At 54.7% G+C, this 26,888-nt stretch carries 29 protein-coding genes and 1 pseudogene; 7 read left to right on the plus strand and 23 right to left on the minus strand.

The window, feature by feature from the left end; translation table 11 throughout:
• The 9 genes from tuf to fkpA all read right to left on the minus strand — a co-directional run.
• Window positions 1-1,034, minus strand: a 1,034-nt coding sequence (gene tuf / locus OGY17_RS03220) for an elongation factor Tu (RefSeq protein WP_286553871.1), incomplete at its 3' end; no start/stop codon positions are given.
• Between the two features lie 69 nt (window positions 1,035-1,103).
• Window positions 1,104-3,218: an elongation factor G gene (fusA, locus tag OGY17_RS03225; protein ID WP_003023659.1), complete on the minus strand. Its 2,115-nt coding sequence runs from the start codon at window positions 3,216-3,218 to the stop codon at window positions 1,104-1,106.
• A gap of 96 nt (window positions 3,219-3,314) precedes the next feature.
• Complete coding sequence (gene rpsG, locus OGY17_RS03230) at window positions 3,315-3,785, minus strand: 30S ribosomal protein S7 (RefSeq protein ID WP_003023657.1); 471 nt, start codon at window positions 3,783-3,785, stop codon at window positions 3,315-3,317.
• A 95-nt stretch (window positions 3,786-3,880) separates the two neighbouring features.
• Window positions 3,881-4,255, minus strand: coding sequence for a 30S ribosomal protein S12 (rpsL, locus tag OGY17_RS03235; protein WP_003023654.1), 375 nt, complete (start codon window positions 4,253-4,255; stop codon window positions 3,881-3,883).
• Between the two features lie 125 nt (window positions 4,256-4,380).
• Window positions 4,381-4,668, minus strand: coding sequence for a sulfurtransferase complex subunit TusB (tusB, locus tag OGY17_RS03240; protein ID WP_008786292.1), 288 nt, complete (start codon window positions 4,666-4,668; stop codon window positions 4,381-4,383).
• A gap of 7 nt (window positions 4,669-4,675) precedes the next feature.
• A complete protein-coding gene (gene tusC, locus OGY17_RS03245) occupies window positions 4,676-5,035 on the minus strand; it encodes a sulfurtransferase complex subunit TusC (RefSeq protein ID WP_191215363.1) in 360 nt (119 codons plus the stop codon).
• Window positions 5,035-5,421 carry a sulfurtransferase complex subunit TusD gene (gene tusD, locus OGY17_RS03250; RefSeq protein ID WP_008786293.1) on the minus strand — a complete coding sequence of 129 codons (387 nt, stop codon included), beginning with the start codon at window positions 5,419-5,421 and terminating at the stop codon, window positions 5,035-5,037. The genes tusC and tusD overlap by 1 nt, the downstream gene beginning before the upstream one ends.
• Entirely contained in the window at window positions 5,421-6,143 is a 723-nt protein-coding gene (locus OGY17_RS03255; RefSeq protein ID WP_003023643.1) for a helix-turn-helix transcriptional regulator, read from the minus strand. The genes tusD and OGY17_RS03255 overlap by 1 nt, the downstream gene beginning before the upstream one ends.
• Before the next feature lie 167 nt (window positions 6,144-6,310).
• Window positions 6,311-7,129, minus strand: a complete 819-nt coding sequence (gene fkpA, locus OGY17_RS03260) for an FKBP-type peptidyl-prolyl cis-trans isomerase (RefSeq protein ID WP_003827768.1) — start codon at window positions 7,127-7,129, stop codon at window positions 6,311-6,313.
• Window positions 7,130-7,361: 232 nt separating this feature from the next.
• Here fkpA and OGY17_RS03265 point away from each other — a divergent pair, with 232 nt between their 5' ends.
• Entirely contained in the window at window positions 7,362-7,580 is a 219-nt protein-coding gene (locus OGY17_RS03265; protein WP_003023639.1) for a protein SlyX, read from the plus strand.
• Window positions 7,581-7,693: 113 nt separating this feature from the next.
• On the opposite strand, the gene slyD is transcribed toward OGY17_RS03265, so the two are convergent.
• From slyD to kefG, 4 genes are all read right to left on the minus strand, one after another.
• A complete protein-coding gene (slyD, locus tag OGY17_RS03270; RefSeq protein ID WP_008786294.1) occupies window positions 7,694-8,305 on the minus strand; it encodes a peptidylprolyl isomerase in 612 nt (203 codons plus the stop codon).
• A 94-nt stretch (window positions 8,306-8,399) separates the two neighbouring features.
• Window positions 8,400-8,600: a YheV family putative zinc ribbon protein gene (locus OGY17_RS03275; protein ID WP_003023632.1), complete on the minus strand. Its 201-nt coding sequence runs from the start codon at window positions 8,598-8,600 to the stop codon at window positions 8,400-8,402.
• A gap of 9 nt (window positions 8,601-8,609) precedes the next feature.
• Window positions 8,610-10,415 (minus strand): glutathione-regulated potassium-efflux system protein KefB, encoded by a 1,806-nt coding sequence (gene kefB / locus OGY17_RS03280; RefSeq protein ID WP_003827759.1) that lies wholly within the window; start codon window positions 10,413-10,415, stop codon window positions 8,610-8,612.
• Window positions 10,415-10,966, minus strand: coding sequence for a glutathione-regulated potassium-efflux system ancillary protein KefG (gene kefG, locus OGY17_RS03285; protein ID WP_003023629.1), 552 nt, complete (start codon window positions 10,964-10,966; stop codon window positions 10,415-10,417). The genes kefB and kefG overlap by 1 nt, the downstream gene beginning before the upstream one ends.
• 132 nt (window positions 10,967-11,098) lie before the next feature.
• On the opposite strand from kefG, the gene OGY17_RS03290 reads away from it, so the two are divergent.
• Window positions 11,099-13,000, plus strand: coding sequence for an ABC transporter ATP-binding protein (locus OGY17_RS03290; RefSeq protein ID WP_057067138.1), 1,902 nt, complete (start codon window positions 11,099-11,101; stop codon window positions 12,998-13,000).
• Window positions 13,001-13,016: 16 nt separating this feature from the next.
• Window positions 13,017-13,949, plus strand: a complete 933-nt coding sequence (locus OGY17_RS03295) for a LysR family transcriptional regulator (RefSeq protein ID WP_057067186.1) — start codon at window positions 13,017-13,019, stop codon at window positions 13,947-13,949.
• 93 nt (window positions 13,950-14,042) lie between these two features.
• Here OGY17_RS03295 and mdcH read toward each other — a convergent pair whose 3' ends face one another.
• From mdcH to prs, 10 genes are all read right to left on the minus strand, one after another.
• Complete coding sequence (mdcH, locus tag OGY17_RS03300) at window positions 14,043-14,939, minus strand: malonate decarboxylase subunit epsilon (protein WP_032945181.1); 897 nt, start codon at window positions 14,937-14,939, stop codon at window positions 14,043-14,045.
• Window positions 14,939-15,556 carry a malonate decarboxylase holo-ACP synthase gene (locus OGY17_RS03305; RefSeq protein ID WP_258884052.1) on the minus strand — a complete coding sequence of 206 codons (618 nt, stop codon included), beginning with the start codon at window positions 15,554-15,556 and terminating at the stop codon, window positions 14,939-14,941. Before OGY17_RS03305 ends, mdcH begins: the two co-directional genes overlap by 1 nt.
• A 3-nt stretch (window positions 15,557-15,559) precedes the next feature.
• Window positions 15,560-16,519 carry an AEC family transporter gene (locus OGY17_RS03310; RefSeq protein WP_032945183.1) on the minus strand — a complete coding sequence of 320 codons (960 nt, stop codon included), beginning with the start codon at window positions 16,517-16,519 and terminating at the stop codon, window positions 15,560-15,562.
• A gap of 124 nt (window positions 16,520-16,643) precedes the next feature.
• Window positions 16,644-17,444 carry a biotin-independent malonate decarboxylase subunit gamma gene (mdcE, locus tag OGY17_RS03315; RefSeq protein WP_267454277.1) on the minus strand — a complete coding sequence of 267 codons (801 nt, stop codon included), beginning with the start codon at window positions 17,442-17,444 and terminating at the stop codon, window positions 16,644-16,646.
• Window positions 17,444-18,277 carry a biotin-independent malonate decarboxylase subunit beta gene (locus tag OGY17_RS03320; protein WP_286606389.1) on the minus strand — a complete coding sequence of 278 codons (834 nt, stop codon included), beginning with the start codon at window positions 18,275-18,277 and terminating at the stop codon, window positions 17,444-17,446. Before OGY17_RS03320 ends, mdcE begins: the two co-directional genes overlap by 1 nt.
• A complete protein-coding gene (mdcC, locus tag OGY17_RS03325) occupies window positions 18,270-18,569 on the minus strand; it encodes a malonate decarboxylase acyl carrier protein (protein WP_032945188.1) in 300 nt (99 codons plus the stop codon). Before mdcC ends, OGY17_RS03320 begins: the two co-directional genes overlap by 8 nt.
• Before the next feature lie 17 nt (window positions 18,570-18,586).
• On the minus strand, window positions 18,587-19,447 hold the full coding sequence (locus OGY17_RS03330) for a triphosphoribosyl-dephospho-CoA synthase (protein ID WP_267438797.1): 861 nt from the start codon (window positions 19,445-19,447) through the stop codon (window positions 18,587-18,589).
• Window positions 19,447-21,102 carry a malonate decarboxylase subunit alpha gene (gene mdcA, locus OGY17_RS03335; RefSeq protein ID WP_032945191.1) on the minus strand — a complete coding sequence of 552 codons (1,656 nt, stop codon included), beginning with the start codon at window positions 21,100-21,102 and terminating at the stop codon, window positions 19,447-19,449. Before mdcA ends, OGY17_RS03330 begins: the two co-directional genes overlap by 1 nt.
• A gap of 197 nt (window positions 21,103-21,299) precedes the next feature.
• On the minus strand, window positions 21,300-22,790 hold the full coding sequence (locus OGY17_RS03340) for a nicotinate phosphoribosyltransferase (protein WP_267438798.1): 1,491 nt from the start codon (window positions 22,788-22,790) through the stop codon (window positions 21,300-21,302).
• A 14-nt stretch (window positions 22,791-22,804) separates the two neighbouring features.
• Window positions 22,805-23,665, minus strand: a complete 861-nt coding sequence (prs, locus tag OGY17_RS03345; protein WP_286606392.1) for a ribose-phosphate diphosphokinase — start codon at window positions 23,663-23,665, stop codon at window positions 22,805-22,807.
• A gap of 191 nt (window positions 23,666-23,856) precedes the next feature.
• On the opposite strand from prs, the gene OGY17_RS03350 reads away from it, so the two are divergent.
• The 4 genes and pseudogenes from OGY17_RS03350 to OGY17_RS03365 all read left to right on the plus strand — a co-directional run bounded on the left by OGY17_RS03350 (window position 23,857) and on the right by OGY17_RS03365 (window position 26,818).
• Window positions 23,857-24,576: an NUDIX hydrolase gene (locus OGY17_RS03350; protein ID WP_286606394.1), complete on the plus strand. Its 720-nt coding sequence runs from the start codon at window positions 23,857-23,859 to the stop codon at window positions 24,574-24,576.
• A 35-nt stretch (window positions 24,577-24,611) separates the two neighbouring features.
• Window positions 24,612-25,680, plus strand: a pseudogene (locus OGY17_RS03355) (hydrolase).
• On the plus strand, window positions 25,677-25,895 hold the full coding sequence (locus OGY17_RS03360; RefSeq protein ID WP_003023615.1) for a YheU family protein: 219 nt from the start codon (window positions 25,677-25,679) through the stop codon (window positions 25,893-25,895). The pseudogene OGY17_RS03355 and the gene OGY17_RS03360 overlap by 4 nt, the downstream one beginning before the upstream one ends.
• 53 nt (window positions 25,896-25,948) lie before the next feature.
• Entirely contained in the window at window positions 25,949-26,818 is an 870-nt protein-coding gene (locus OGY17_RS03365; protein ID WP_008786301.1) for a phosphoribulokinase, read from the plus strand.
• The last annotated feature ends 70 nt before the right edge of the window (window positions 26,819-26,888 follow it).

A 26,888-nucleotide genomic window follows, 5' to 3' on the forward strand; every position in this document is an offset into this window, starting at 1 on the left:
GGCAGTTCGATGGTACCAGTCACGTCAGTAGTACGGAAGTAGAACTGCGGACGGTAGCCTTTGAAGAACGGAGTATGACGGCCGCCTTCGTCTTTGGACAGAATGTACACTTCAGATTCGAACTTGGTGTGCGGCTTGATAGAGCCCGGCTTAGCCAGTACCTGACCACGTTCGATTTCTTCACGTTTGATACCACGCAGCAGAACACCAACGTTCTCACCAGCACGGCCTTCGTCCAGCAGTTTGCGGAACATTTCAACGCCAGTACAGGTAGACTTAGCAGTCTCTTTGATACCAACGATTTCAACTTCTTCACCAACTTTGATGATACCGCGTTCTACACGACCGGTAACAACGGTACCACGACCGGAGATGGAGAATACGTCTTCGATAGGCAGCAGGAACGGCTTGTCAATCGCACGCTCTGGTTCTGGGATGTAAGAATCCAGGAAGCCAGCCAGTTCGATGATTTTCGCTTCCCACTCTGCTTCGCCTTCCAGCGCTTTCAGAGCAGAACCACGAACGATCGGAGTGTCGTCGCCCGGGAAATCGTACTGAGACAGAAGTTCACGAACTTCCATTTCTACCAGTTCCAGCAGCTCTTCGTCATCAACCATGTCGCATTTGTTCAGGAACACGATGATGTACGGAACGCCTACCTGACGACCCAGCAGGATGTGCTCACGAGTCTGCGGCATCGGGCCGTCAGTCGCAGCAACAACCAGGATCGCGCCGTCCATCTGCGCAGCACCGGTGATCATGTTTTTAACATAGTCGGCGTGGCCCGGGCAGTCTACGTGTGCGTAGTGGCGAGTCGGGGTGTCATATTCAACGTGAGAAGTGTTGATGGTGATACCACGAGCTTTTTCTTCCGGCGCGTTATCGATCTGGTCGAATGCACGAGCAGCACCGCCGTAGGTTTTAGCCAGTACGGTAGTGATTGCAGCGGTCAGGGTAGTTTTACCGTGGTCAACGTGGCCGATGGTGCCGACGTTAACGTGCGGTTTTGTACGTTCAAATTTTTCTTTAGACACGGCTATATTCCTTACTATAGTGCTCTCCCCTATGGAGAGAGCACGGGACTTAGGTTTTAATCCTGTGGATTATTTACCACGGGCTTCAATAACGGCCTGAGCAACGTTGTTCGGCGCATCGTCGTACTTCAGGAACTCCATGGAGTAAGAAGCACGGCCTTTGGTCAGAGAACGCAGCTGGGTTGCATATCCGAACATTTCAGACAGCGGAACTTCAGCATGGATAACAACGCCAGTGACGTTGGATTCCTGACCACGAAGCATACCACGACGGCGGCTCAAGTCACCGATTACGTCACCGGTGTTCTCTTCCGGAGTCTCTACTTCAACCTTCATGATAGGCTCAAGCAGAACTGGTTTCGCTTTCTTAAAGCCATCTTTGAAGGCGATAGAAGCGGCCAGTTTAAACGCCAGCTCAGAGGAGTCAACGTCATGGTAAGAACCGAAGTGCAGACGCACGCCCAGATCAACAACCGGGTAACCAGCCAGCGGGCCAGATTTCAGCTGTTCCTGGATGCCTTTATCAACGGCCGGGATGTATTCGCCAGGAATTACACCACCTTTGATGTCGTTGATGAACTCGTAGCCTTTCGGGTTTGAACCCGGCTCCAGCGGGTACATGTCGATAACAACATGACCGTACTGACCGCGACCACCAGACTGCTTAGCGTGTTTACCTTCGATATCGGTAACTTTCGCGCGAATCGCTTCGCGGTAAGCAACCTGAGGTTTACCGACGTTCGCTTCAACGTTGAATTCACGCTTCATACGGTCAACGATGATGTCGAGGTGCAGCTCACCCATACCAGCGATAATGGTCTGGTTCGATTCTTCGTCAGTCCATACGCGGAATGACGGGTCTTCTTTAGCCAGACGGCCCAGAGCCAGACCCATTTTTTCCTGGTCAGCTTTGGTTTTCGGTTCTACCGCGATGGAAATTACCGGCTCAGGGAATTCCATACGTTCCAGAATGATCGGGTGATCCGGGTCACACAGAGTGTCACCAGTGGTCACGTCTTTCAGACCGATTGCAGCAGCGATATCGCCCGCGCGAACTTCTTTGATCTCTTCACGTTTGTTAGCGTGCATCTGTACGATACGGCCGAAACGTTCACGTGCAGTTTTCACGGAGTTCAGGATGGTGTCACCGGAGTTAACCACACCAGAGTACACGCGGAAGAAGGTCAGGTTACCCACGAACGGGTCAGTAGCGATTTTGAATGCCAGAGCAGCAAACGGCTCGTCATCGCTAGCATGACGCTCAGCAGGAGTATCTTTACCGTCGTCCAGAATACCGTTGATCGCAGGTACGTCTACTGGGGATGGCAGGTAATCAATTACCGCATCCAGCATTGCCTGAACACCTTTGTTCTTGAACGCAGAACCACAGGTTACCAGGATGATTTCGTTGTTCAGAACGCGCTGACGCAGAGCTTTTTTGATCTCTTCTTCAGTCAGTTCTTCACCACCCAGGTATTTCTCCATCAGCTCTTCTGAAGCTTCTGCAGCGGACTCGATCAGGTTCTGGTGCCATTCTTCAGCCAGTTCCTGCATGTCAGCCGGGATATCTTCATAAGTGAAGGTTACGCCTGCATCTTCTTCGTTCCAGTTGATGGCTTTCATTTTCACCAGGTCAACAACACCGGTGAACGCTTCTTCAGCGCCAATTGCCAGCTGCAGCGGAACAGGGTTCGCGCCCAGACGGGTTTTGATCTGACCAACAACTTTCAGGAAGTTCGCACCCATACGGTCCATTTTGTTAACGAACGCAATGCGCGGAACTTTATATTTGTTTGCCTGACGCCATACGGTTTCAGACTGAGGCTGAACACCACCAACTGCGCAGTAAACCATTACTGCACCATCAAGCACACGCATGGAACGTTCTACTTCGATAGTGAAGTCAACGTGCCCCGGGGTGTCGATGATGTTTACGCGATGCGGTTCATACTGCTTAGCCATACCAGACCAGAATGCAGTAGTCGCTGCGGAGGTGATAGTAATACCACGTTCCTGCTCCTGCTCCATCCAGTCCATGGTGGCTGCGCCGTCATGAACTTCACCGATTTTATGGTTTACACCGGTGTAGAACAGAATACGTTCGGTAGTAGTGGTTTTACCGGCGTCGATGTGCGCACTGATACCGATATTACGGTAGCGCGCGATGGGTGTTGTACGAGCCATTTGATTCCTCGTTTATCTTTTAGGCGTTCAATTTAAGTAGCCCAAAGCGGGCTGCTTACTAGAAGCGCCCGCCTGGTGACTAAAACTCCGAAGGGATTACCAACGGTAGTGTGCGAACGCCTTGTTGGCTTCTGCCATACGGTGAACGTCTTCACGTTTCTTAACTGCAGTACCTTTGTTTTCTGCAGCATCAGAAAGTTCGTTCGCCAGGCGCAGAGCCATGGATTTATCACCGCGTTTACGAGCAGCTTCAACGATCCAACGCATTGCCAGAGCATTACGACGGACCGGACGGACTTCAACTGGTACCTGATAAGTAGAACCACCAACGCGGCGAGACTTAACTTCGACAGTCGGGCGCACGTTTTCGAGAGCTACTTCGAAAGCTTCCAGTTCGTTTTTACCAGAACGCTGAGCCAGGGTCTCCAGCGCGCTGTATACGATAGTTTCGGCAGTAGATTTTTTACCATCTACCATCAGGATATTTACAAATTTAGCCAGCAGTTCTGATCCGAACTTCGGATCCGGCAGAATTTTACGCTGACCAATGACGCGACGACGTGGCATGGAAATACTCCGTTGTTAATTCAGGATTGTCCAAAACTCTAAGAGTTTAGTTTGACATTAATATAAAACGTTTGGCCTTACTTAACGGAGAACCATTAAGCCTTAGGACGTTTCACGCCATACTTGGAGCGTGATTGCTTACGGTCTTTAACGCCGGAGCAGTCAAGCGCACCACGAACGGTGTGGTAACGAACACCCGGGAGGTCTTTTACACGACCGCCACGGATCAGGATCACGGAGTGCTCCTGCAGGTTGTGACCTTCACCACCGATGTAGGAAGTCACTTCAAAACCGTTAGTCAGACGAACACGGCAAACTTTACGCAGTGCGGAGTTCGGTTTTTTAGGAGTGGTAGTATATACACGAGTACATACGCCACGTTTCTGCGGGCATGCTTCCAGCGCAGGCACGTTGCTTTTTGCAACTTTGCGTGCACGTGGTTTGCGTACCAGCTGGTTAACTGTTGCCATTAAATAGCTCCTGGTTTTAGCTTTTGCTTCGTAAACACGTAATAAAACGACCTCATACAATATGAGGACGCAGAATTTTAGGTCGGTGTCGAAAAGGTGTCAAGAAATATACAACGATCCCACAATTACCAGGACATCTGGCTGGGATGCTTCACCGTAAGTCTGACGAAGTCAGTATAGCTAACCCTGACGACACTGTCTGAAATTTGACCACTCAAACCGCGAGCCTTAATGTCTTCTTCCAGTACATAGACCTTAATGGAGGCATTTTGCAGACTTTCAAGGAAACGGCTGCCTTCGATTGCCGCCGTCACGCCATCCTGGAGCAATAAAAGCTCATCGTCTTTATCTACCAGGCGAAGAAGAGAGGAGAAATCGGTAAGCCACGCGGAGCGATGTAGTGTGTGCAGCATGAGAGTCTCAAAACCTTAAAATGACGTCAAAGTTGCCTAACTCACGGCGTAAATCTTCCGGTTCAAGCGCTGTCGCATCGACCACAAAATTAACCCCCTGCTGAAGGCCCCGCTCGCGTAATGAAGCGGCGCACAGCCAACATTGATCGATATCGTACAACCCTAACAGCTTGAAGGTTGAGATATAGTCTCGCGCCAGCACGGCATCCGGTTGTTGTCCCTGGAGGATTTGAAAGACGCCATCGCCGATAAAAAACACGCCGAGGTCTTCCGTTAATGCAGATGTCGCCAGCAATGCATCTAACCCTTCACGGCCAGATGCGCTGCCATGCGGCACGGTAGAAAAGACAAAAGCAACACGTTTCATCAGAACTGCACCACGCGATCGCAGGTCAGGGATGCCTCAGCCAGCGATCCAAGCCCGCTGAGGTTAAAACCTGATTGTAAATTAGCCCCTGCCAGTCCCAGTCGCTTTGCCTCAGTTTCATCAACAACGCCGCGACGCAACGCCGCCGCCACGCAGATATTCAGCGTTACACCATGCTGTTGGTTCAGCTGTTGCCAGGCCCGCACCAGATCATATTCATCACTGGCGGGTGAAGTCAGTAAGTTGGCGTTATATACACCTTCTCGATAGAAAAAGACGCTGCATAACTCATGCCCTTCTTCGAGAAGCGCATGTGCAAATTGCAACGCGCTACTCGCCTGCTGCGTGCCATAAGCAGGCCCTGTCACCATGATGGCAAAACGCATTACTTGTCTTGCCCCTGGAAATCGCCGCTTTTAAACTGACGAATATAGAGGTAGACCGTATGTTTGGAGATGTTCAGCCGATCGGCGACCTGATTGATGGCATCTTTAATATCGAAGATGCCTTTCTCATATAAATTCAGGACGATCTGGCGGTTCTTCGCGTTGTTGGAAACATTGCGATCGGCATTCACTTCTTCGATCGTGAATTCCAGCGTCTGGGTAACCAGATCTTCCACCGAAGAAGCGAAGTTGACGGCAGAGCCCACTTCCGGGGTTTCCGGTGGGATAAAGGTATTCATTATCTGCGAGAAAGGAACATCAAGGTTCATGTTGATGCACAGCAGACCAATCACGCGATGCTCACGGTTGCGAATGGCAATCGTCACCGACTTCATCAAGACACCGCTTTTCGCACGTGTGAAGTAACACTTCGACACGCTGCTATCCGCACCCGTCATATCATGCAGCATACGCAACGCAAGGTCAGTAATCGGTGAGCCAATTTTACGGCCCGTGTGTTCACCGTTAGCAATGCGGATGGCCGAGCATTTCAAATCCTGCAAAGAGTGCAATACGATTTCACAATGGGAACCAATGAGCATCGCCAACCCGTCCACTACCGCTTCGTAGGATTTGAGGATATCGAAGTCGGTTTGATCGAAAGGACGTTGATCCAGCAAATCTAGCTCACTGGTTTCGTTGGTTAAAAGCGACCTGGACATGAAAAAAAGCACTCCTTTTCAGGAGCCTGTCGTTATGTTGTCAGGGCAGGCTCATCACTATTATAGGGGCATCTAAAGTAATACAGCGCACAAGGCGCTTTCCAGTATTAATTATATCCTGTCGATAATAAAAAACCGCCGCCCTGTGGGCGGCGGTTTCTGTTAGCTTATTTTTTGCTGCTGTCGGCAGCTTTATCTGCCGGTGCAGCATCTGGCTGCGCGTCAGCTTTCGGTGCCGGTTTGATGTCTAACAGTTCAACATCAAAGACCAGCGTAGAGTTGGCCGGAATACCCGGGACGCCCGTTTTGCCGTAAGCCAGATCCGGTGGGATAACCAGCTGGATTTTGCCGCCTTTCTTGATGTTTTTCAGGCCTTCAGTCCAGCCAGGGATGACACCGTCAAGACGGAAAGACAGCGGCTCACCACGGGTGTAGGAGTTATCAAACTCTTTACCATCGATCAGCGTACCTTTGTAGTTAACTACCACGGTATCGCTGTCTTTCGGTGCAGCGCCAGTACCTTCTTTCTCTACTTTGTAGACTAGGCCAGTAGAAGAGGTTTTAACGCCTTTCTCTTTAGCAAATTTCTCGCGGTAAACTTTACCTTTGGCTTCGTTGTCAGCCGCGTCTTTTTCCATTTTCGCCTGAGCGGAGCTCTTCACGCGCGCTTCAAACGCCTGCAGAGTTTGTTCGATTTCCTGGTCAGACAGTTTGCTCTTGTCTGCAAACGCATCCTGAACACCAGCGATCAGCTGATCTTTATCCAGTTTGATGCCCAGTTTTTCCTGCTCTTTCAGAGAGTTTTCCATATAACGACCCAGGGACGCGCCCAGCGCGTAAGCGGCTTTTTGGTCGTCATTCTTGAATGCTGCTTTGCTGTCAGCAGTAGCGGCTGGTTTCGCAGCATCAGCAGCGAAGGTGATCGGGGCATGCAGAGCAACAGCCATTGTGGTCGCCAGCAGCGTTACTTTAAACAGTGATTTCATCCATATCTCCAGGGCCGGGGCATCTCACCCCAGGGTTAGCTAACATAAAAATGTACTATAAAGCGTTGCAGAACAAATCAACATACAGGCACGCCCTATTATCACCACTTTTCAGACTCTTTTTGTTTAAATTAGTTTCGTTACCGAAGATTGAGTGCTGTGCAAACAAGCAAAGTTAAGTAGAATTCGCCGCAGTCCGCGATCTGCCGGAGAAAAAAGAAAGAGGTGAATCATGCAGGATACAACAATGGAAACTCGCCTGGCTGAACTGGAAAGTCGCCTGGCATTTCAGGAGATCACCATTGAAGAGCTCAACGTGACGGTGACCGCGCATGAACTGGAAATGGCCAAACTGCGCGACCATCTGCGTCTGCTGACGGAAAAGCTCAAAGCAACGCAGCCGTCCCACATTGCGTCGCAGTCTGAAGAGACCCCGCCGCCACATTATTGAGACGTAAAAAAAGCGGGGATATCCCCGCTTTTTTGTGCCGGATGACGACGTAAACGTCTTATCCGGCCTACGGTAGGCCTGATAAGCGTAGCGCCATCAGGCAATCATACCGATCAGTGGCAACCGCAGCCGCCGCCGTTACCTTTACCGCCACCGCCGCAGCAGCCTTCGCCGCCGTGCTCGTGACCATGGTCGTGACCGTGGCCGTGACCACCGCAGCAACCGTCATGACCGTGGTCATGATCGTGGTCGTGACCGTGCGCACCGTGAACGTGGCCGTGAGCCAGTTCTTCTTCGGTCGCTTCGCGGATAGCAACAACTTCTACGTTGAATTTCAGATTCTGGCCAGCCAGCATGTGGTTACCGTCAACCACAACGTGGTCGTCTTCCACTTCGGTAATTTCTACCGGTACTGGACCCTGGTCAGTTTCAGCCAGGAAACGCATGCCAACCTGCAGTTCGTCAACGCCCATGAAGACGTCTTTAGGAACGCGCTGCACCAGGTTTTCGTCGTACTGACCGTATGCGTCGTTTGCGCCAACAGCAACATCGAATTTGTCGCCAACTTCATGACCGTCCAGCGCTGTTTCCAGGCCAGAAATCAGGGAACCGTGACCATGCAGGTAGTCCAGCGGTGCACTCACCGGAGACTCATCAACCAACACACCGTCTTCTGTACGTACCTGATAGGCCAGGCTGACCACCAGGTCCTTTGCTACTTTCATGATATCTCCTGAGCATGGAAAGAATAGTGGCGCAGATTGTAGCGGAATTCTGCACCCGTGTACCCTCTAGCTTAAAAAAAGCTGCGCCATATCGCTAGTCCGGATGAAAAATCCCGATCACTTGCTCTTCTTTGCGAACGTGCTCGCGCGCCTCTTTATCGGCTTCCCGCATCTGATGACCGCACTTAACACACTCAACAATATCGATATTATTTTCGCGCCACATCGCCAGCGTATCCTGCGACTGGCAGGACGGACATTTTGCACCTGCGATAAAACGTTTACGAATTGCCATGGTTATCCTCTACTCAAATTCATCCCAGCCATCCAGCTGACGTCGCTCTTGCTGCATCTCTCGTTGGAAAATTTCCTCCAGCTCGCGCCGGGCTTCCCTGGCTCGAGAGATTTGTACCGTATCTGTATGCATGGGGATCAGTTCCCGCAGCATGCGCATATCCAGCCGCCGAAAATGCAGCTGAGCGCGCTGAGCCTGGTGCGGATGCATTCCCAGTGTAACCAGCGTTTTACGCCCCAACTCCAGCGCACTGGAGAACGTTTCGCGGGAAAACTGCGTCACACCAGCCTGTAATAACTCATGCGCCTCTACACGTCCGCGCGCTCGCGCAAGAATATGCAAATGCGGAAAATACTGTTGGCACAGTTCCACCAGTTTCATGGTGTCTTCAGGCTCATTACAGGTAATAACAATAGATTGCGCCGCCTCTGCCCCTGCGGAGCGCAACAGTTCCACCTGCGTGGCATCACCGTAATAAACCTTATAGCCATATTTACGCATCAGATTCACCGCGCTGATATCCCGCTCCAGAACGGTAATGCGCATTTTATTGGCCATCAACAGGCGACCAATAACCTGACCAAAACGCCCAAACCCCACCACAATCACCTGCGGTTTATCATCTTCCACCCAGGGTTTTTCGTCTTCCTCATCCGTGCCGTTAAACTGGCGGGAGAGCCATTTATCAATCAGCTTCATCACCAGCGGCGTGGTCATCATCGACAGCGTGACGGTCACCAGCAGCAACGCCATTTGGTCGCCCTGAAACAGCCGTTGCGAGGATGCCGTTGAAAACAGCACGAAAGCGAATTCACCACCCTGACTTAAAACCCCGGCAAATTGCATCCGTTCAGAGCTTCTCATGCCGTTAAGACGCGCCAGCACATACAGCACCAGCATTTTTACGACCACCAGCACGATCACGCTCGCTGCCACCCACAGAATATGGGTGTAGAGCACGCCGAGGTTGAGCGACATGCCAACGGAGATAAAAAACAGCCCGAGTAACAGGCCTTTAAACGGATCGATTGCCGTTTCCAACTCATGTCGGTATTCGCTTTCCGCCAGCAGCACGCCCGCGATAAACGTTCCCAGCGCCATTGACAGCCCCAGCGCATCCATAAATAAAGCAGAACCCAGCACCAACAGCAGCGTGGCAGCGGTGAACACTTCCCGCACGCCAGAATCCGCAATAAAGCGGAAAACCGGACGCAGCAAATAGCGACCGCCAATCAGCATGCCGGCAAAGGCCAGCACCTTCATCCCCACTTTGATCCAGTCAAAATGTTCGTCAGCAGAACCCGCCAGTAGCGGAACCAGTGCCAGCGCGGGGATCACCGCCAGATCCTGAAACAGCAGTACCGAAAAACCCAGTTGTCCGGATTCACTGCGGTTCATGCCTTTTTCGCGCATTAACTGTAGCGCCATAGCGGTCGATGACATCGCCAGACCAATGCCGCCAACCACTGCCGCCTGCCAGGAGAACGCAGTGAGCATCAATAATCCGGCCAGCACCACCGCGCTCAGCATCACCTGCGCGGCACCGACGCCAAAAATTGAACGCCGCAGTTGCCACAGTTTGGCGGGATTAAGTTCCAGCCCAATGATGAACATAAGAAAGACTACGCCCAGCTCGGAAAAGTGCAGAATTTCATCCACATCGCTGATGAATCCTAATCCCCACGGGCCGATAGCAATACCCGCCAGCAAGTAACCCAGCACCGGACCGATACCCAGCTTTGAGGCCAGGGGAACTGCAGCCACCGCCGCGAAGAGGAACAACACTCCCGCTGTCAATAAATCAGAACCTTCCATCAGCGGCCTCCCACAGGGATCGGATTCGCCAGCCAGTCACCATACGCTTTCGCATGGCTGTCCAGCTCCTGCTTCGTTTGCCGTCTGGCCCAGTAAACGATAATTGGGCTCATCCAGTGCATACGGCACATACCGGCCGTTAGCTCGAAAGGGCGCAGCACATCGCTCATTGGATAACGGTTTAGCGCGTCATAGCGGTAGGCACTTTCCGGTTCTCCGGTAGTGATAACGCTACGCCAGTACTTTCCCGCCAGTTGATTCCCTCCGGGGCCGCTGGCAAATCCGCGGCTCAGTACGCGGTCAAGCCATTCCTTTAACAGCGCCGGACAGCTATAGGTGTAGAGCGGATGCTGAAAAACAATCACATCATGCTCACGCAGTAGCGCCTGCTCATGCGGAATATCGATAAAAAAATCAGGATAGTGTGCGTAAAGGTCGTGCACGGTAACATTGCTAAGCTGCATGGCCGGTTTAAGCAGGACTCGGTTCGCGACCGAGTCCTGAGATTCCGGATGGGCATACAGCAGCAAGACTTTCGCTGGCTGGAACATCATCCCCCTCCCGGTTTTGTCTTTTGTCTATTTTCGACGTTTTGGGCTACCATTGCGCCTCAGTGCGGCAAATGGCCCACACATTACATTATCATAATGATAAATTAACATAGTCTGAACATACGGCGCCTTATGATTGTTTTCTCATCGTTACAAATTCGTCGCGGCGTGCGCGTCTTGCTGGACAATGCCACGGCCACCATTAATCCTGGGCAGAAGGTTGGCCTGGTGGGTAAAAATGGCTGCGGTAAATCTACCCTGCTGGCATTGCTGAAAAATGAACTCAGCGCCGACGCCGGAGGATTTACCTATCCGGGAAACTGGCAGCTTGCGTGGGTGAATCAGGAAACGCCAGCATTGCCGCAGCCCGCGCTGGAGTACGTCATTGACGGCGACCGCGAGTATCGTCAACTGGAAGCGCAGTTGAACGATGCCAACGAACGTAACGATGGACATGCCATTGCCACTGTCCATGGCAAGCTGGATGCCATCGACGCCTGGACCGTGCGCTCACGCGCCGCCAGCCTGCTGCATGGCCTCGGTTTCTCCAACGAGCAGCTTGAACGTCCGGTCAGCGACTTCTCCGGTGGCTGGCGTATGCGTCTCAACCTGGCCCAGGCGCTGATCTGCCGTTCAGACCTGCTGCTGCTCGATGAACCCACCAACCACCTCGATCTCGACGCGGTGATCTGGCTGGAAAGATGGCTGAAAAGCTATCAGGGCACGCTGATTTTGATCTCCCACGATCGCGACTTCCTCGATCCGGTGGTGGATAAAATTATTCATATCGAACAGCAAACCATGTTCGAGTACACCGGCAACTACAGTGCGTTTGAAATCCAGCGTGCGACCCGCCTCGCACAGCAACAGGCAATGTACGAAAGCCAGCAGGAGCGCGTGGCGCATCTGCAAAGCTATATCGATCGTTTCCGCGCTAAAGCAACGAAAGCGAAGCAGGCACAGAGCCGTATCAAAATGCTGGAACGCATGGAGCTGATTGCCCCAGCGCACGTGGACAACCCGTTCCACTTCAGCTTCCGTGAGCCGGAAAGCCTACCAAACCCGCTGCTGAAGATGGAAAAGGTTAGCGCTGGCTACGGCGATCGCGTCATTCTCGATTCGATCAAACTGAATCTGGTGCCGGGTTCCCGCATCGGCCTGCTCGGTCGCAACGGCGCGGGTAAATCGACGCTGATTAAGCTGCTGGCCGGCGAACTGGCCCCAATCAGCGGTGAGATTGGCCTGGCGAAAGGCATCAAACTGGGCTACTTCGCGCAGCACCAGCTGGAGTTTTTACGCGCCGATGAATCACCCATTCAGCATCTGGCACGCATGGCGCCGCAGGAACTGGAGCAGAAACTGCGTGACTACCTGGGTGGATTCGGCTTCCAGGGCGACAAAGTCAGCGAAGAGACACGCCGCTTCTCCGGTGGCGAAAAAGCGCGTCTGGTACTGGCATTGATCGTCTGGCAGCGCCCTAACCTGCTGCTGCTCGATGAACCAACCAACCACCTGGACTTGGATATGCGTCAGGCGCTGACCGAGGCGCTGATCGATTTTGAAGGCGCGCTGGTTGTCGTCTCGCACGACCGTCACCTGATCCGCTCCACCACCGACGACCTCTATCTGGTACACGACAAGAAAGTCGAGCCGTTTGATGGCGATCTGGAGGATTATCAGCAGTGGCTGAGCGATGTCCAGAAACAGGAAAACCAGGGCGACGAACCGGCGAAAGAGAGCGTTAACAGCGCCCAGGCGCGTAAAGACCAGAAGCGCCGCGAAGCGGAACTGCGCTCCCTGACGCAGCCGCTGCGTAAAGAGATTACCCGTCTGGAAAAAGAGATGGAGAAACTGCACGCACAGCTGGCGCAGGCGGAAGAAAAACTCGGCGACAGCGAACTGTACGACCAAAGTCGCAAAGCCGAACTTACCGCCTGTTTGCAGCAGCAGGCCAGTGCGAAATCCGGGCTGGAAGAGTGTGAAATGGCCTGGCTGGATGCGCAGGAACAGCTCGAACAGATGCTGGCCGACTAACTTTGGGAAGACGATGATGAATCAGCTGACGACCAACGATATTACCTTCCGCAAGCTGACCATCTTCATGACCTTTATGGAGAAGGGTAACATCGCCCGCACCGCCGAGGCGCTGAACATCAGCGGCGTTAGCGTTCACCGGGCGTTGCACACGCTGGAAGAGAACGTTCGTTGCCCGCTGTTCGTTCACAAAGGACGTAATCTTATCGCCCAACCCGCAGCGTGGACGCTGCTGGAGTACTGCCAGGAAGTCATCCAACTGATGGAGCGCGGGCTGGAAGAGACGCGCAAAACGGCAGGTGTGGGTCAGGGTCGTTTACGCGTTGGCACGCTCTACTCGCTGACGCTGGAGACGGTGCCGCACCTGATTATGGGCATGAAGCTGCGCCGCCCGGATCTGGAGCTGGATCTCACCATGGGCTCCAACGAAGCGCTGCTGAAGATGCTGGAAAACGGTACGCTGGACGCGATCCTGATTTCCATTTCAGAAAGCGAAATCGACCGCAACAGCCTCGAAGTGCTGCCCCTGTTCCACGACGATATCTACCTCGCCGCGCCGATGTCCGCTACGCTGGACGCCACCATGAAGGCGGACCTGCGTCACTATCGCAATGAGAAGTTTGTCTCACTGGCGGAAGGCTTCGCCACCTATGCCGGTTTTCAGGAAGCGTTTCATATCGCCGGGTTTGAGCCGGAAATCGTTACCCGCGTAAACGACATCTTCTCGATGCTCAGTCTGGTACAGGCAGGGGTTGGTTTCTGTTTGATGCCGGGGCGAATGAAGAAAATGTATGAGAATACCGTGAAGCTGCAAAAATTGGCTGAGCCCTATCAGATGCAGCAGCTTATCGCGATTGTCTTTGCCCGCAACCGCGAGCGTGACCCAAGCCTGTTGGCGCTGGCCGCCGAAGGGCGGATGTATGCGCGCAGCCTTAAGCCAAACGACTGATTGCCGGATGGCGACGCTTTGCGTCTTATCCGGCCTACGCGTTTCGAGCCGGTTTTGTAGGCCCGATAAGCGCAACGTCATCGGGCAATCACATCACGCACGAAGGCGTTTCGCCAGATGCACGGCAACATCCACGCCGCTGCGCTCCAGAGAAACAGACTCCCCTTCCCACGCCGCCTGACGCGTTAAGCAGGTCAGCACGCCACCGGGCGGCATTTCAATCGCCAGCCGCGCTTCACGTTCGTTAGCGGAGATAACCGCCTCCTGCCAGCGCACGGTACGCGCCATATTCATCGCCAGGTCGTCAGCAATCCGCTCCGGCTGCCACAGTACGCGCCCGGTGCTGCCGCTGAGGTAGGCGTAGCGTGGGCGAGAAAGCGTCACCTTACTGAAAGCCTCAACCAGCTTTTGTGCCGGTTCCGCCAGTAGTTCACAGTGAGAAGGCACGCTCACCGCCAGCCGGTGCGCCTTGCTGGCGCCTTTCTCCAGCGCGCGTTTTGCCACATCGGCCATCGCTTCATCGCTACCCGCAATCACAATCTGCGTTTCGGCATTCAGGTTGGCGATATAGGTTCCGCTGCCTGCCACCAGACTTTCCACCTGACTTAACGTTAGCCCCATAATCGCCGTCAGGCCGTAGCCATGCGGATACGCCTGCTCCATTAAGTCACCGCGCAGCGCCACGAGCCGCAGCGCGTCGGCAAAATCCAGCGCCCCGGCGAGCACCGCTGCCGGGTAAGCGCCGATAGACAAACCGCTGACGATATCCGGCGACACGCCGCGACGCTCCAGCTCATGCGACCACGCAACGCCCGCAATCAACAGTGACAGCTGCACCGCGCGGGTATGCTGTAGCGCCATCGGCGTGTCGAGTGTATCGGCCTCTGCGCCCAGCACCTCCCGTGCCTGCGCCAGCTCTGTTCCCGGCAGGTTTTGCAGCATCCCCGGATGCTGAGTGCCTTGCCCCGGAAAGGTAAACAGAATTTTCATTACTCCTCCCTGCTCCACGGGTCGCTCACCAGACGCGGCCCCTGCGCGGTTTTTAACAGTGCTTTACCGTCGCGCAGCCATTCGTTAAGGGCAAATGCGCCACAGGGCGTCTCAACCTGGGTATCGGCACGGCAAAGCCCTCCCGCCACCTGCTGTTGCCATTTGACCAACAGCTCGCGTGATAACGGCTGAGGCGCGCGGATCAGCAGATCCAGATCGCTTGCCGCGTGGATCACCGGGATCCCGGTAGCCAGCGCATAGCCGGTACTGCCGGTGATGCCCCACGTCCACGGCCACGCCTGCTGCGTCAATAACAACGCCACCTGAAGCGGTGGCTGAGAGATAAAAGGCGAACGCAGCAGCGACAGCGTATCCACCAGCGATTCCGGCGAGCAGACGCGAACAACCGCCTCCGCTTTCACCCAACCGGCGGCGCGCTGGTCGCGCTTCATCCCGCGGACGCCCACGGGAATACGCCCCTGCGCATCAACATCACGCCGTACGACCACCGGCAGGCCGCTATGCCAGACGGTATCCACCCAGGATTCCGTGACATCTTCGAGCGCGTCGCGCGCGTTCAGCCAGATAAGGTCGTGTGGGCGTAATGTTGTGCTCATGATTTAGATTCCTGAAGTCAGCGAGATAAACAGCGGCAGCGACAGGATACACAGTACGGAGCTCAACAGCAGCACGGCTTCTGCATCAGGCGACTGCACGCCAAAGCGGTTACCGAACACCACGCCGAAGAAACCCGCGGACAGCGCAATCATCAGGATAGCGGTAATCGCCACGGAACCATGCAGGCCGAAAATCAGCACGATACCCCAGGCAATAGCCGGTTGAATCAGCAGCTTAGTGATGGTGGAGGTAATCACCACGGTGTTGATCTGCAGTTTACGCGCAGAAAGAATGACGCCGGTCAGGAATAGCGCCGCCGCAGTAGCAGACAGACCCAACGGTTTGATCGCCGCCAGCACCAGCTCCGGCATTTTAATACCAATCGCGGAGAGGATGACCCCCAGCAGCGGGCCCATGACGATCGGTTTTTTGATCGAGCGCCACATCAGCACCGGCAGCATGGAGAGTGTAGAACCGGAGTTTCCACCTTCCGCGCGCGCTTTCTCACGTTCGAGGATCAGCAGGCAGAACGGCGTCATCAATACGGAACCGCAGGCAATGGAAACGGCAACGGACAGCGAGGTGGAAGAGGTTTCACCCAGCACGCTACCCAAAATCGGCAAGCCCAGCGCGGCGTAGTTTGGCAGCGCAACGGTCAGGGTCAGCACGGCGGCGTCCTGTGGAGATTTCTTGAAAACTTTGGTCGCCATAAAGTAGATGGCGGCATAGGTAATCCACATCGCCAGCGTCAGTACCACAATCAGCGGTGACTGCGCGACGATACCCGCCCACGGCGTTTGTACCGTGGCGCTAAACAGCGCTGCGGGTAACGCAAAGTCCATCACGAAGATATTGAGCAGGGAGACATTTTTGTTGTCCACCATTTTGGCCTTCCCGGCCCAGAATCCCAGCAGCATGATGACGAAAATCGGAGCAAGAGCATGAACAATTACGTAAGTCATATTTCACCTGTAATGAAAAAAGTTAGCACTGGCGCGATGATTATTATTTTTTCAGATGCAGTGACCCACGCGGGCGCAGCGTATGCGCCCACGGAGCCGTACATCCGGCAGGTCTCTTTTTTACTTACCAGCTAGCCCGCATGCGTTCGCGTACGAGGGCAGAGCTGCGGCGGTTGTCAGCGCCCAGACGGCTTTTCAGCGTCGGGTCCTGACGAGCGTCATTGATGGCCTGTTGCAGCGTGGTTTTCACCAGCGCCAGATCTTGTGCAGATGGGGCATCCGGATTGCTGATATCCAGCAGATTCTCCAGCAGCCCCAGGGTGGCGTAGTTGCTGATGTCATACGCCATTGGCGGAATGGACGCCGCCAGTTTTTCCAGCGCCTCAACGGTACGCAGGGTGATGCGCGCCGCCGACTCTTTACCCATCGCATGGATCAATACGCCTTTATCGTTGAAGGCTATCAGACGGTTTGCCTGGTAGCCGTGCGCCAGAAACGCGCCGGACATTGCTTTACCAACGATAAGACCAATCACCGGGTGACCCGCCAGACGCGCATTGGCATATGCCGCCGCCGCGCCGGCCAGCGCCTGGTGAATGCCGAAACCTTCTTCACGGCGACCGTAGGCCTGGCTCGGCACGTCAATCACCGCCACAATCGGGCGCTTGACGGCTTTATCGGCATCGGCGGCGATGGTTTCGCTCACCACTTTCGCCAGCGTCCAGCCTTCCAGCAGACCGACTTCGCCTTTGGCTGCGCGTGGATAATGGTTATTGGCATCGGGAACGACCGCGATAAAACGCGCGGTTTCACCGTTCAATTCACCGTCTGCCGCCTGTACGGACGGGCACAGCCCCTCGATACGTTTAGCGTTTGGCACCAGCGTTTCCAGCCATAATTCGCCACGGCTAATTACGTTACTCATCATTTCACCTCCCGGGCGAAGAGCGCTCTAATCTGTTCTGAATCGGCCTGTTTGCGGGTGTCGAAGTTGCTCAGGCGATCGAGATACCAGTCGTAGTTATCGGTGCGATGTTTTGCCGGAATGCCTTTGGCCAGCGCCTCGTTCATGGCGGCTTTCACCGCTTTCACACCGTCGTTGACCAGTGCTTCTACCAGCCCGCTTTGGTAGCGAACTTCCCCCCCTGTCATGCTCCAGATGAACGGACGGTCGCGGGAGTCATACTCTTCAATCCCGGCTTCCTGCTCGATAACCTGCGGGCCGTTGAGGCCGAGGCGCGCTTCACGGGTGACAATCAGATAGCTACACAGCGCCGCCGCAATAGACATCCCACCGAAGCAGCCGACTGTACCGGCCACAATGCCCACCACCGGGGTATAACGACGCAGGTCAACAATCGCCGCATGGATATCGGCAATCGCCGCCAGACCGAGGTTCGCTTCTTGTAAACGCACGCCGCCGGTTTCCAGGCTCAGGACCGCCTGAGTCGGGATGCCGTTGCGGTTATCTTCCGCCGCCAGCTCCAGCGCCGCCGCCATTTTGGCGCCGGACACTTCGCCCATGCTGCCGCCCTGGAACGCGCCTTCAATCGCCACCACCACTGCCGGTTTGCCGTTAATGGTGCCTTTCGCCACCACCATGCCGTCATCAGACTGCGGGACAATGCCCTGTGCGCCGAGCCACGGCGACATCACGCCTTCAAACGGGTCAAGCAGTTCACGGTAGCTGCCTTCGTCCAGCAGCGCATGCGCACGCTGGCGCGCTTTTAATTCGATAAAACTGCGATCATCACGCATAGCTCACCTCTTCAAAAACCTGTTCGATACGGATGCGCGCCACGCCCGGCGTCGCGCCGAAGTCATGGATCGTCAGTTTGCCCGCAGGCAGGCTGCTGACCGTTTGCAGACGGTTGAACAGCGCTTCCCAGCGACGGGTGCTGTTATCGACAGAAGTGGTGATATCAATGGTTAACGTCTGGCCCTGGTCGGCGGTGAATAACACCTCCATATCCCCAGAGCCCACAACGCCTGCCAGCGCTTTGCCGCTTAAGGTGCGGCTGGCCGGTACGGTTAACGTAATGTGTTCCATAACATCCTCTTAATGCTTTAAATACGGCGATTCGACGTGGTTTCGACGCGATCGAGAAACAGCGTGGCGGCAAGCAGGTCAGCGGCACCGCCCGGCGAAGCGTTCAGCGCCAGCATCTGGCTATCCAGTTCCGCTAATGCCGCCTGACCCGCCGGATGAGCGCTGCCACCAGAATTCAGCACCGCACGGGCACCGTTCTGCATGGCATCAAGCCCTTCCAGCCCTGCGCGAGACAGCACACAGGTATCGGTCAGTGAGGTCATGATCGCCATCAGCGCATCCAGCCTCGCGTGCGTTTCGCTGCTGCCGCTCAGGCGGCTTAAACGCAGCTGCGGCAGCGCACGTTGCATCACATGCGGAAACGCCTGCTGCGCTTCTTCACGTGCGCCGGGTACGCGGTAACGGTGCGTCGCACGAAGCCCCTTACTGAAGACTTTTGGCGCCGCATCGTCCGGCAGCTTCGCCAGCTCTGCGGCGGTAGCCGCAACCTGTTGGGCGCTACCTCCGCCACCGAGCATCGCCACGGCGCTCACCAGCAGCCCCAGCGCCCAAATCGCGCCGCGGTGGGTATTCACGCCGTGGGTCGCGGCCATCATCTGCTGCTCGCCTTCACGGCCGAGTCGCCCTATGGTTTGTCTGAGCGCAATATCCGCTGGACGCTGCCAGCTTTGCTGCGCCAGCGCCTGAAACGTGGGGGTCAGGCTGTGCGCGGAGCGCTCCATTAGCGAAAGCGTAAGATCGTGGTGCGCGCCGTTCCCCCGACTGTCCACCAGACCGGGTTTCGGGCTTAATCGTGCTTCGTCAATCAGACACTGCGTGGCGGTTCGCGCCAGCCATTCGGCACCGCCTTCAACCTGAATCTGGGGCAGAAGTTTCATTACCAGCTCCGGAATTTCGCAGGTGGGTTGTAAAGACCGCCGGACCATTCCACCAGGTCAGCGACACTACCGGCTGCCAGCAGCGAACGGGTGGCATCGGTACGACGAATGCCCATATCTTCCGGATAGACCACCTTGCCGCTCTGACGCAGTTCGGCAACGCGTTTAGCGTCAACGCCCAGACCGATATCGGTGATCCCGGCGACCGCAGCCACCATCGCGCGGCGCTCTTCGAGATCTTTGGCGCGGTAGAGGTAGGCAATACCTTCTTCAGTCAGCACATGAGTCACGTCATCGCCGTAAATCATTACCGGCGCCAGCGGCATGCCGGAGGCTTTCGCCACCTCTACCGCGTCCAGTTTTTCGACGAAGGTTGGCTTCACGCCCGCCTGGAAGGTTTCCACCATCTGCACGACCAGTTTTTTACCGCGCTGCATCGGATCCGGTTCGGTGATCATATTCAGCCAGGCTGGCGTTGCATGACGACGACCGTGCGGGTCATGGCCCATGTTCGGCGCGCCGCCGAAGCCGGAAAGACGGCCGCGGGTTACGGTGGATGAGTTGGCGTAGCCATCAACCTGCAAGGTGGAGCCGATAAACATATCCACCGCGTACTGCCCTGCCAACTGGCAGAAGGCGCGGTTAGAACGCATAGAGCCGTCAGAGCCAGTGAAGAAGATGTCCGGACGGGCGCGGATGTACTCTTCCATCCCCAGCTCGCCGCCGAAGCAGTGCACGCTTTCTACCCAGCCGCTTTCAATCGCCGGGATCAGCGTCGGATGCGGGTTCAAAGTCCAGTGTTTACAGATTTTGCCCTTCAGCCCCAGCTGTTCGCCGTAGGTCGGCAGCAGCAGTTCGATAGCGGCAGTGTTGAAGCCGATACCGTGGTTCAGCGACTGCACCTGGTGTTCCGCGTAGATGCCTCTAATCGCCATCATCGCCATCAGGATGTGTTCCTGTTTAATCAGGCGCGGGTCGCGGGTAAACAGCGGTTCAATAAAGAATGGTTTGTCGGCGACAACTACGTAGTCAATCCAGGATCCCGGAATATCCACGCGCGGCAGGTCGCATTCATCATCTACCAGCTCGTTCACCTGCGCGATAACGATACCGTCATGGAAGGCGGCGGCTTCCACCAACGCCGGAGTATCTTCGGTGCTCGGCCCGGTGTAGAGGTTACCTTTACGGTCAGCTTTATAACCGGCAATCAGCGCCACGTTCGGGGCCAGGTCAACATAAAGACGGGAATAGAGTTCGATGTAGGTGTGGATGGCGCCGATTTCCAGTTGGCCATCTTCCAGTAGCTGCGAAATACGCAGGCTCTGGGTACCAGAGAAGGAGAAGTCCAGCTTGCGGGCGATGCCTTTTTCAAAGATATCCAGGTGCTCGCTGCGCCCGACGCTTGGCATAATCATATGCAGGTCGTGGACAATCTGCGGATTGACTTCAGCCAGCATGCGGGACAGGAAATCTGCCTGCTTCTGGTTATTACCTTCTAATACCACGCGGTCACCCGGCGCGATCAGTTTTTCCAGCATCGCGGTCAGGTCTGCGGTCGGCAGCACCTTGCCCTGCACCGGAACGGAAGCCAGGCGGCGCTGTTTTTCCGTACGACGGGTGTTCCAGACTCGTGCTGGCGTTTGCCCAGATAACATTATTAACCTCCTGATTCAGCTAATCATTTTGATTGCTTAACACTGGAAAGAGTGTGCACCCTGGTGAGAAAGTCATCAATTAAGCGTAGGAAAGCATCATTAGCTTGAGAGTAATAATTGAAGTAACCATTTGTGACGATGATCAATTCACGCCGGGAGGGAGGAGGAAGCGGGTAAAGCTACCCGCTTGCGGAAAACTAGCTTTGTGCCGCCAGACGCTGGCGGATATCTTCAAAATGTTCACGGTTAAACAGCTTGCCGTTGAGAAAACGAGTTTTCAGCTCCCCTTCCTGCTCTTGCTCCCAGGTCTGTTCGTCATGCAGACGCAGTTCCCCTTGCTCATCACGTGTGACGCGAAGCAGACCACGGGCTGAACGTTTCAGACCATTATCAGTTTTCGGTTCTTTAAAAATCGTCCGGCCTTTGCCGTCGACTTCTCCCCACGTCGCTTTCATCGCAAAACCAAAGGTGTCACGTGTGTTGTATTGATAAGTAAAAGAACCAACGCCAAATACGACGTTTGAACTGGCAAATCCTTTCGCTTCCAGACGACGCAGGATCTCATTCGCTCGCTCAAGGGTGATGGAGTCGCCATAAATCAGTCCGACATGCGGGTCGAGCACCTTGTAACCTTTGGCGTTAATCGTGCCGCCAAAAATCTCCCACAGCACTTCCACGGACCCTTTCTCCTGAGCGGTACGATCGCTGCGGGTATCCTCATCTGCGCCAATACCACACAGGATCTCCACCGGGTTGCCGCTATCCGGACGGAATACCACCCGACCTTCACGCGCCAGAATGATGTTCTTCAGTTCACGGGTATATTCCGTCAGCACCTGCCAGTAGTCCCAGGTATCAGAGACTATCGATACAAATCCTTGCGGGTAGAGATCGGCAATCAGGCGGCGGAAGGTTTCAATTTCATGCTCGCGCTCACCCATACACATCACGCTGTGTTCGGTAGCCGGAATGCTGGCGCCGATAAAATAGGGCTCGCCGTCGGTGTAGTAATCGCGGGCGTACAGCAGAGATGGAATACTGTCGGTCCCTTTAAAGCTCAACAAATGCCCACTGCCCGCCTGCATGGTGTCCTGTAATCCGGACATACCGCGAAATGAAAAGTCATGGCACTGGAAGTCAAGGTGCGTCAGGTCGCTACAGGTTTGCTCTGCCCAGCGAGCGCAGATTTTGCGGTAGTGGTGAGCTATCGTGGCATTTGTTGACGCCTTCCACAGCTCCGCCGACAGCACGGTCTCCAGGTAATTCACCAGCCAGAAAAACTCGGGTTGGGTGTTGATGATAGTTAAAACCGGTACCGCCATCGGGACTTTGCTGCCTTCATCCAGCGCCTTGATGTGCAGCGGCAGATAGCCCAACTGATGCAGTGCACGAATATGGTCCACCGCCACCGCATCTTTGCCCAGATAGCTGTCCATGACCTGTTTGTATTCGCTGACCACCTCGTCTTCCGGGCGGGCAAAGAACGCCTCATTAAACAGGTCGACTAAAAACCACTGCATAAAACCCTGCAGGCCGAAGAATACCAGTTTGCCATCCGCCAACGGCGAGGAGAAAAAGCGATCGCTGCGCGGGGTAAAGTTGGAATACACGCGATGGGTACCCTGCGGATACTGTACGCGATGAGAAACTTTGTAGCCGTCGATAGCCAGAATCGGGTTCATTTTCATAATCAGTCTCTCCCTCAGGCGCGGTAAATCGCGTCAATATCGATAAGCTCAAGCTGCGGATGTACCAACGCTGGGGCAGCTAAAGAGGTGGTGGTGTAGATAGCGTCAATACCGTTTGCAAACAGGTGATCAACGCCCTTAGAAAAGATACCGTGGGTGACATACAGGCTGACACTGCGGGCGCCAGCATCACGTAACACCTGTGCAGAGCCTATAAACGTACCGCCTGCGTCACACAGATCGTCAACAATCAGCAGATCCCTCCCCCTGACGTCTCCAGCCAATAACGCAAATCCCGTCAGGCTGCCGCTTGCCACATCACGTTTTTTACTCAGGATGGCGTACTGCTCCACACCGGCTACTCTGGCTACAGCATCAATCTTCTTCAGCGATCCCGCATCGGGAGCAACCAGCATCAGCGCGTTTTGCTGAAACAGCCGCGATAATGACGCGCTTTGCATCAGGCAGACCTCCTGGGGGATCGCCACAAAGTTGTCGATTGCAGCCGCCGCCGCATCGCTGTGCGGGTCGAGCACGTTGACCTTGTCAAATTTCAACGTATTGAGCTGACTGGCGAAGACTTTCAGCGCAAAGCTGTCACCCGATACCATATGTCTGTCCTGACGCGCCCACGGCAGCCAGGGAAGGTCGAGATGGCTGACCGGTACATCGGTCTGATGACGTACCGCCTCAACCAGTTGCGCCAGCAGCATAAAATCGTTCATATCACGCATAGCCGTGGCACGGATGCGCATCAGGCGAGCAAAGGTTGGCAGCGCATCGGTGACTTTTAACCAGACAGCACCATCAGGAAAAACACCGCTGGCAACGGCATAGGTCTGGTCGTCCAAAGTTAGTGTCAATTTTATGTTCATCGCGCTCACCCCTTAATTGTGTCCCTTCGACACAATTAATAATGTCCCTGTGACACATATTAAGCAAGCATAAAATGAATTATTTTTAAGCCGTGAGCTAATCCACTGATAAGCAATGAGAAAAAACGAACCTTGCCCCCCGGTGTCGGGCTGGTACACTTGTCAGCGTTACAAATCATCGTGAGTACCTTATGACCACCGAAGCCGACTACCTGAATCAGTACGACGCCAGCCGCTTCCCTTCACCTCTGGTGACGGTAGATAGCGTGTTATTTACCCTGCATCAGCAGGCGCTGTGCGTATTACTGGTCGAGCGGGCAAACCAGCCGCAAAAAGGGCGTTGGGGATTACCCGGCGGCTTTATTGATATCGAAAACGATGATTCAACCCGCGCCACCGCGCTGCGCAAACTCACCGAAAAAACAGGCGTTTCGCCTTCGTGGCTGGAACAACTGGATACCTTTTCCGGCCCTGATCGTGACCCGCGCGGCTGGAGCCTGACGGTCACCTGGTTTGCACTAATCGCCTGGGTAGACTGCGCGCCCCATATCGCCAGCGTCAGCAATGCCCGTTGGGTCCCGGTTGATGAGCTGAAAAATTATTCACTCGCGTTCGACCACGGAGATATCATTACGGCGGCCCTGCATCGCTTACGGCAAAAAACGATGTACTCACTCCTGCCTGTATACTGCTTGCCGGAGACATTTACCCATGGGCAACTGCTCGAAGCCACTGAGGTGATCCTCGGCCAGTCGATCCAGCGTAAAAGTCTGATTCGTCGCTTTGAAGCGTCAGGAATGTTTGAAGATACCGGAGAAAGCGTGGCGACAGGGACGCGTAAAGCCCGCCTGTGGCGACGTAAACCCAACGTCGATTTTCATCTTTTCTCGCGTAACCTGCTGACTGACTAGCGACAAAATCACATATTGGCTAACCCGCACGCGCTGTGCGCGGTATAGTTATTCTTTCCGATTATTAATTGCTCCGGTGTTATGGTTGAAATCACGTCCACAGAAATGACCCCACCTACCGACGATTCGCGAGAATTCCGCCCGATGCGCGGTATCAGTAACCGCCATCTGCAGACGATGCTGCCGCGTTTAATTCGCCGCAAGGTGAAGTTCGACGCCCACTGGCAGCGTCTGGAATTGCCCGACGGTGATTTCGTCGATCTGGCGTGGAGTGAAGATCCGCAACAGGCGAAACACAAACCGCGCCTGGTGGTTTTTCACGGTCTGGAAGGCAGTCTGAACAGCCCCTACGCACATGGCCTGATTGAAGCAGCGCAAAAGCGCGGCTGGCTGGGCGTGGTAATGCATTTTCGCGGTTGCAGCGGCGAACCCAATCGTCTGAACCGCATTTATCACTCCGGTGAAACAGAAGATGGCACCTGGTTTTTACACTGGCTGGAGCGTGAGTTCGGTCGCGTACCGACCGCGGCGGTAGGTTATTCACTCGGTGGAAACATGCTGGCTTGCCTGCTGGCAAAAGAAGGCAACGATATTCCGATAGATGCGGCGGTTATCGTTTCTGCACCTTTCGTGCTGGAAGCCTGTAGCTACCATATGGACAAGGGCTTCTCCCGGGTCTACCAGCGCTACCTGCTCAATCTGTTGAAAGCCAATGCCTCACGGAAGCTTGAAGCTTATCCAGGTTCGTTGCCGGTGAGTCTGGCCCAGTTGAAATCTTTGCGCCGCATTCGCGATTTTGACGATCTAATCACCGCCAAAATCCACGGTTTCGCCGATGCTATAGACTATTACCGCCAGTGCAGCGCCATGCCGTTGCTCAATCGGATCGCCAAACCAACGCTGATTATCCATGCGAAAGACGATCCGTTTATGGATCATCATGTGATCCCGAAACCGGAAAATCTGCCCTCACAGGTGGAGTACCAGCTTACTGAACACGGCGGCCACGTCGGATTTATAGGTGGCACGGTGCGCCGTCCTGAGATGTGGCTGGAATCAAGAATCCCGGACTGGCTGACAACGTATCTGGAGGCATCATCATGATTATCCCCTGGCAAGATATCTCCCCGGACGCGCTGGACAATTTGATTGAAAGCTTTGTCTTGCGCGAAGGCACCGATTATGGTGAACATGAACGTTCGCTCGAACAAAAAGTCGCCGACGTCAAACGCCAACTACAATCAGGTGAAGCCGTGCTGGTGTGGTCTGAACTGCATGAAACGGTCAACATTATGCCGAGGAAGCAGATTCACGAGTAATCCGTAGCCGCCTGCCGACTTTACTATAATTACAACCATTTCATGGAGTTGTTATGTCTGCCAAACATCCGGTGATTGCGGTAACAGGATCCAGCGGCGCGGGGACCACCACCACCAGCCTCGCGTTTCGTAAAATTTTCGCGCAGTTAAATCTGCGCGCCGCCGAGGTGGAAGGTGACAGTTTTCATCGCTATACCCGTCCGGAAATGGACATGGCGATTCGCAAAGCGCGCGATGCCGGGCGGCATATCAGCTATTTTGGCCCCGAAGCTAATGACTTCGGCTTGCTGGAACAAACCTTCATCGAATACGGTCAGACGGGCAAAGGCCAGTCGCGAAAATATCTGCACACTTACGATGAGGCCGTACCATGGAACCAGGTTCCGGGGACATTCACGCCCTGGCAGCCGCTGCCTGAACCGACGGATGTACTGTTCTACGAAGGGCTGCACGGCGGTGTTGTCACCCCGCAGCAAAACGTGGCCCGGCATGTCGATCTGCTGGTTGGCGTGGTACCTATCGTAAACCTGGAATGGATCCAGAAGCTGACCCGCGATACCAGCGAGCGTGGACATTCGCGTGAAGCGGTGATGGACTCGGTGGTACGTTCAATGGACGATTACATCAATTACATCACACCGCAGTTTTCCCGGACGCATATTAACTTCCAGCGCGTACCGACCGTCGATACCTCCAACCCCTTTGCCGCTAAGAGCATTCCATCACTGGATGAAAGCTTTGTCGTGATTCATTTTCGTAACCTGGAAGGGATCGATTATCCCTGGTTACTGGCCATGCTGCAGGGCTCATTCATTTCCCATATCAATACGTTAGTCGTACCTGGCGGCAAGATGGGTCTGGCGATGGAATTGATTATGCTGCCGCTGGTACAGCGACTGATGGAAGGTAAGAAGATCGAGTGATGTGGTCTTTTGCCGGATGGCGGTTGATGCCTTATCCGGCCTACGCGTTTATATCCTGTAGGCCTGATAA

The sequence above is a fragment of the Citrobacter sp. Cpo126 genome, assembly GCF_030332445.1.
GTDB classification, from domain to species: domain Bacteria; phylum Pseudomonadota; class Gammaproteobacteria; order Enterobacterales; family Enterobacteriaceae; genus Citrobacter; species Citrobacter portucalensis.

Coding starts and splice junctions, on each gene's coding strand:
- fusA (WP_003023659.1), bottom strand. CDS start 3,218: ATGGCTCGTACAACACCCATCGCGCGCTACCGTAATATCGGTATCAGT.
- rpsG (WP_003023657.1), bottom strand. CDS start 3,785: ATGCCACGTCGTCGCGTCATTGGTCAGCGTAAAATTCTGCCGGATCCG.
- rpsL (WP_003023654.1), bottom strand. CDS start 4,255: ATGGCAACAGTTAACCAGCTGGTACGCAAACCACGTGCACGCAAAGTT.
- tusB (WP_008786292.1), bottom strand. CDS start 4,668: ATGCTGCACACACTACATCGCTCCGCGTGGCTTACCGATTTCTCCTCT.
- tusC (WP_191215363.1), bottom strand. CDS start 5,035: ATGAAACGTGTTGCTTTTGTCTTTTCTACCGTGCCGCATGGCAGCGCA.
- tusD (WP_008786293.1), bottom strand. CDS start 5,421: ATGCGTTTTGCCATCATGGTGACAGGGCCTGCTTATGGCACGCAGCAG.
- OGY17_RS03255 (WP_003023643.1), bottom strand. CDS start 6,143: ATGTCCAGGTCGCTTTTAACCAACGAAACCAGTGAGCTAGATTTGCTG.
- fkpA (WP_003827768.1), bottom strand. CDS start 7,129: ATGAAATCACTGTTTAAAGTAACGCTGCTGGCGACCACAATGGCTGTT.
- OGY17_RS03265 (WP_003023639.1), top strand. CDS start 7,362: ATGCAGGATACAACAATGGAAACTCGCCTGGCTGAACTGGAAAGTCGC.
- slyD (WP_008786294.1), bottom strand. CDS start 8,305: ATGAAAGTAGCAAAGGACCTGGTGGTCAGCCTGGCCTATCAGGTACGT.
- OGY17_RS03275 (WP_003023632.1), bottom strand. CDS start 8,600: ATGGCAATTCGTAAACGTTTTATCGCAGGTGCAAAATGTCCGTCCTGC.
- kefB (WP_003827759.1), bottom strand. CDS start 10,415: ATGGAAGGTTCTGATTTATTGACAGCGGGAGTGTTGTTCCTCTTCGCG.
- kefG (WP_003023629.1), bottom strand. CDS start 10,966: ATGTTCCAGCCAGCGAAAGTCTTGCTGCTGTATGCCCATCCGGAATCT.
- OGY17_RS03290 (WP_057067138.1), top strand. CDS start 11,099: ATGATTGTTTTCTCATCGTTACAAATTCGTCGCGGCGTGCGCGTCTTG.
- OGY17_RS03295 (WP_057067186.1), top strand. CDS start 13,017: ATGAATCAGCTGACGACCAACGATATTACCTTCCGCAAGCTGACCATC.
- mdcH (WP_032945181.1), bottom strand. CDS start 14,939: ATGAAAATTCTGTTTACCTTTCCGGGGCAAGGCACTCAGCATCCGGGG.
- OGY17_RS03305 (WP_258884052.1), bottom strand. CDS start 15,556: ATGAGCACAACATTACGCCCACACGACCTTATCTGGCTGAACGCGCGC.
- OGY17_RS03310 (WP_032945183.1), bottom strand. CDS start 16,519: ATGACTTACGTAATTGTTCATGCTCTTGCTCCGATTTTCGTCATCATG.
- mdcE (WP_267454277.1), bottom strand. CDS start 17,444: ATGAGTAACGTAATTAGCCGTGGCGAATTATGGCTGGAAACGCTGGTG.
- OGY17_RS03320 (WP_286606389.1), bottom strand. CDS start 18,277: ATGCGTGATGATCGCAGTTTTATCGAATTAAAAGCGCGCCAGCGTGCG.
- mdcC (WP_032945188.1), bottom strand. CDS start 18,569: ATGGAACACATTACGTTAACCGTACCGGCCAGCCGCACCTTAAGCGGC.
- OGY17_RS03330 (WP_267438797.1), bottom strand. CDS start 19,447: ATGAAACTTCTGCCCCAGATTCAGGTTGAAGGCGGTGCCGAATGGCTG.
- mdcA (WP_032945191.1), bottom strand. CDS start 21,102: ATGTTATCTGGGCAAACGCCAGCACGAGTCTGGAACACCCGTCGTACG.
- OGY17_RS03340 (WP_267438798.1), bottom strand. CDS start 22,790: ATGAAAATGAACCCGATTCTGGCTATCGACGGCTACAAAGTTTCTCAT.
- prs (WP_286606392.1), bottom strand. CDS start 23,665: ATGAACATAAAATTGACACTAACTTTGGACGACCAGACCTATGCCGTT.
- OGY17_RS03350 (WP_286606394.1), top strand. CDS start 23,857: ATGACCACCGAAGCCGACTACCTGAATCAGTACGACGCCAGCCGCTTC.
- OGY17_RS03360 (WP_003023615.1), top strand. CDS start 25,677: ATGATTATCCCCTGGCAAGATATCTCCCCGGACGCGCTGGACAATTTG.
- OGY17_RS03365 (WP_008786301.1), top strand. CDS start 25,949: ATGTCTGCCAAACATCCGGTGATTGCGGTAACAGGATCCAGCGGCGCG.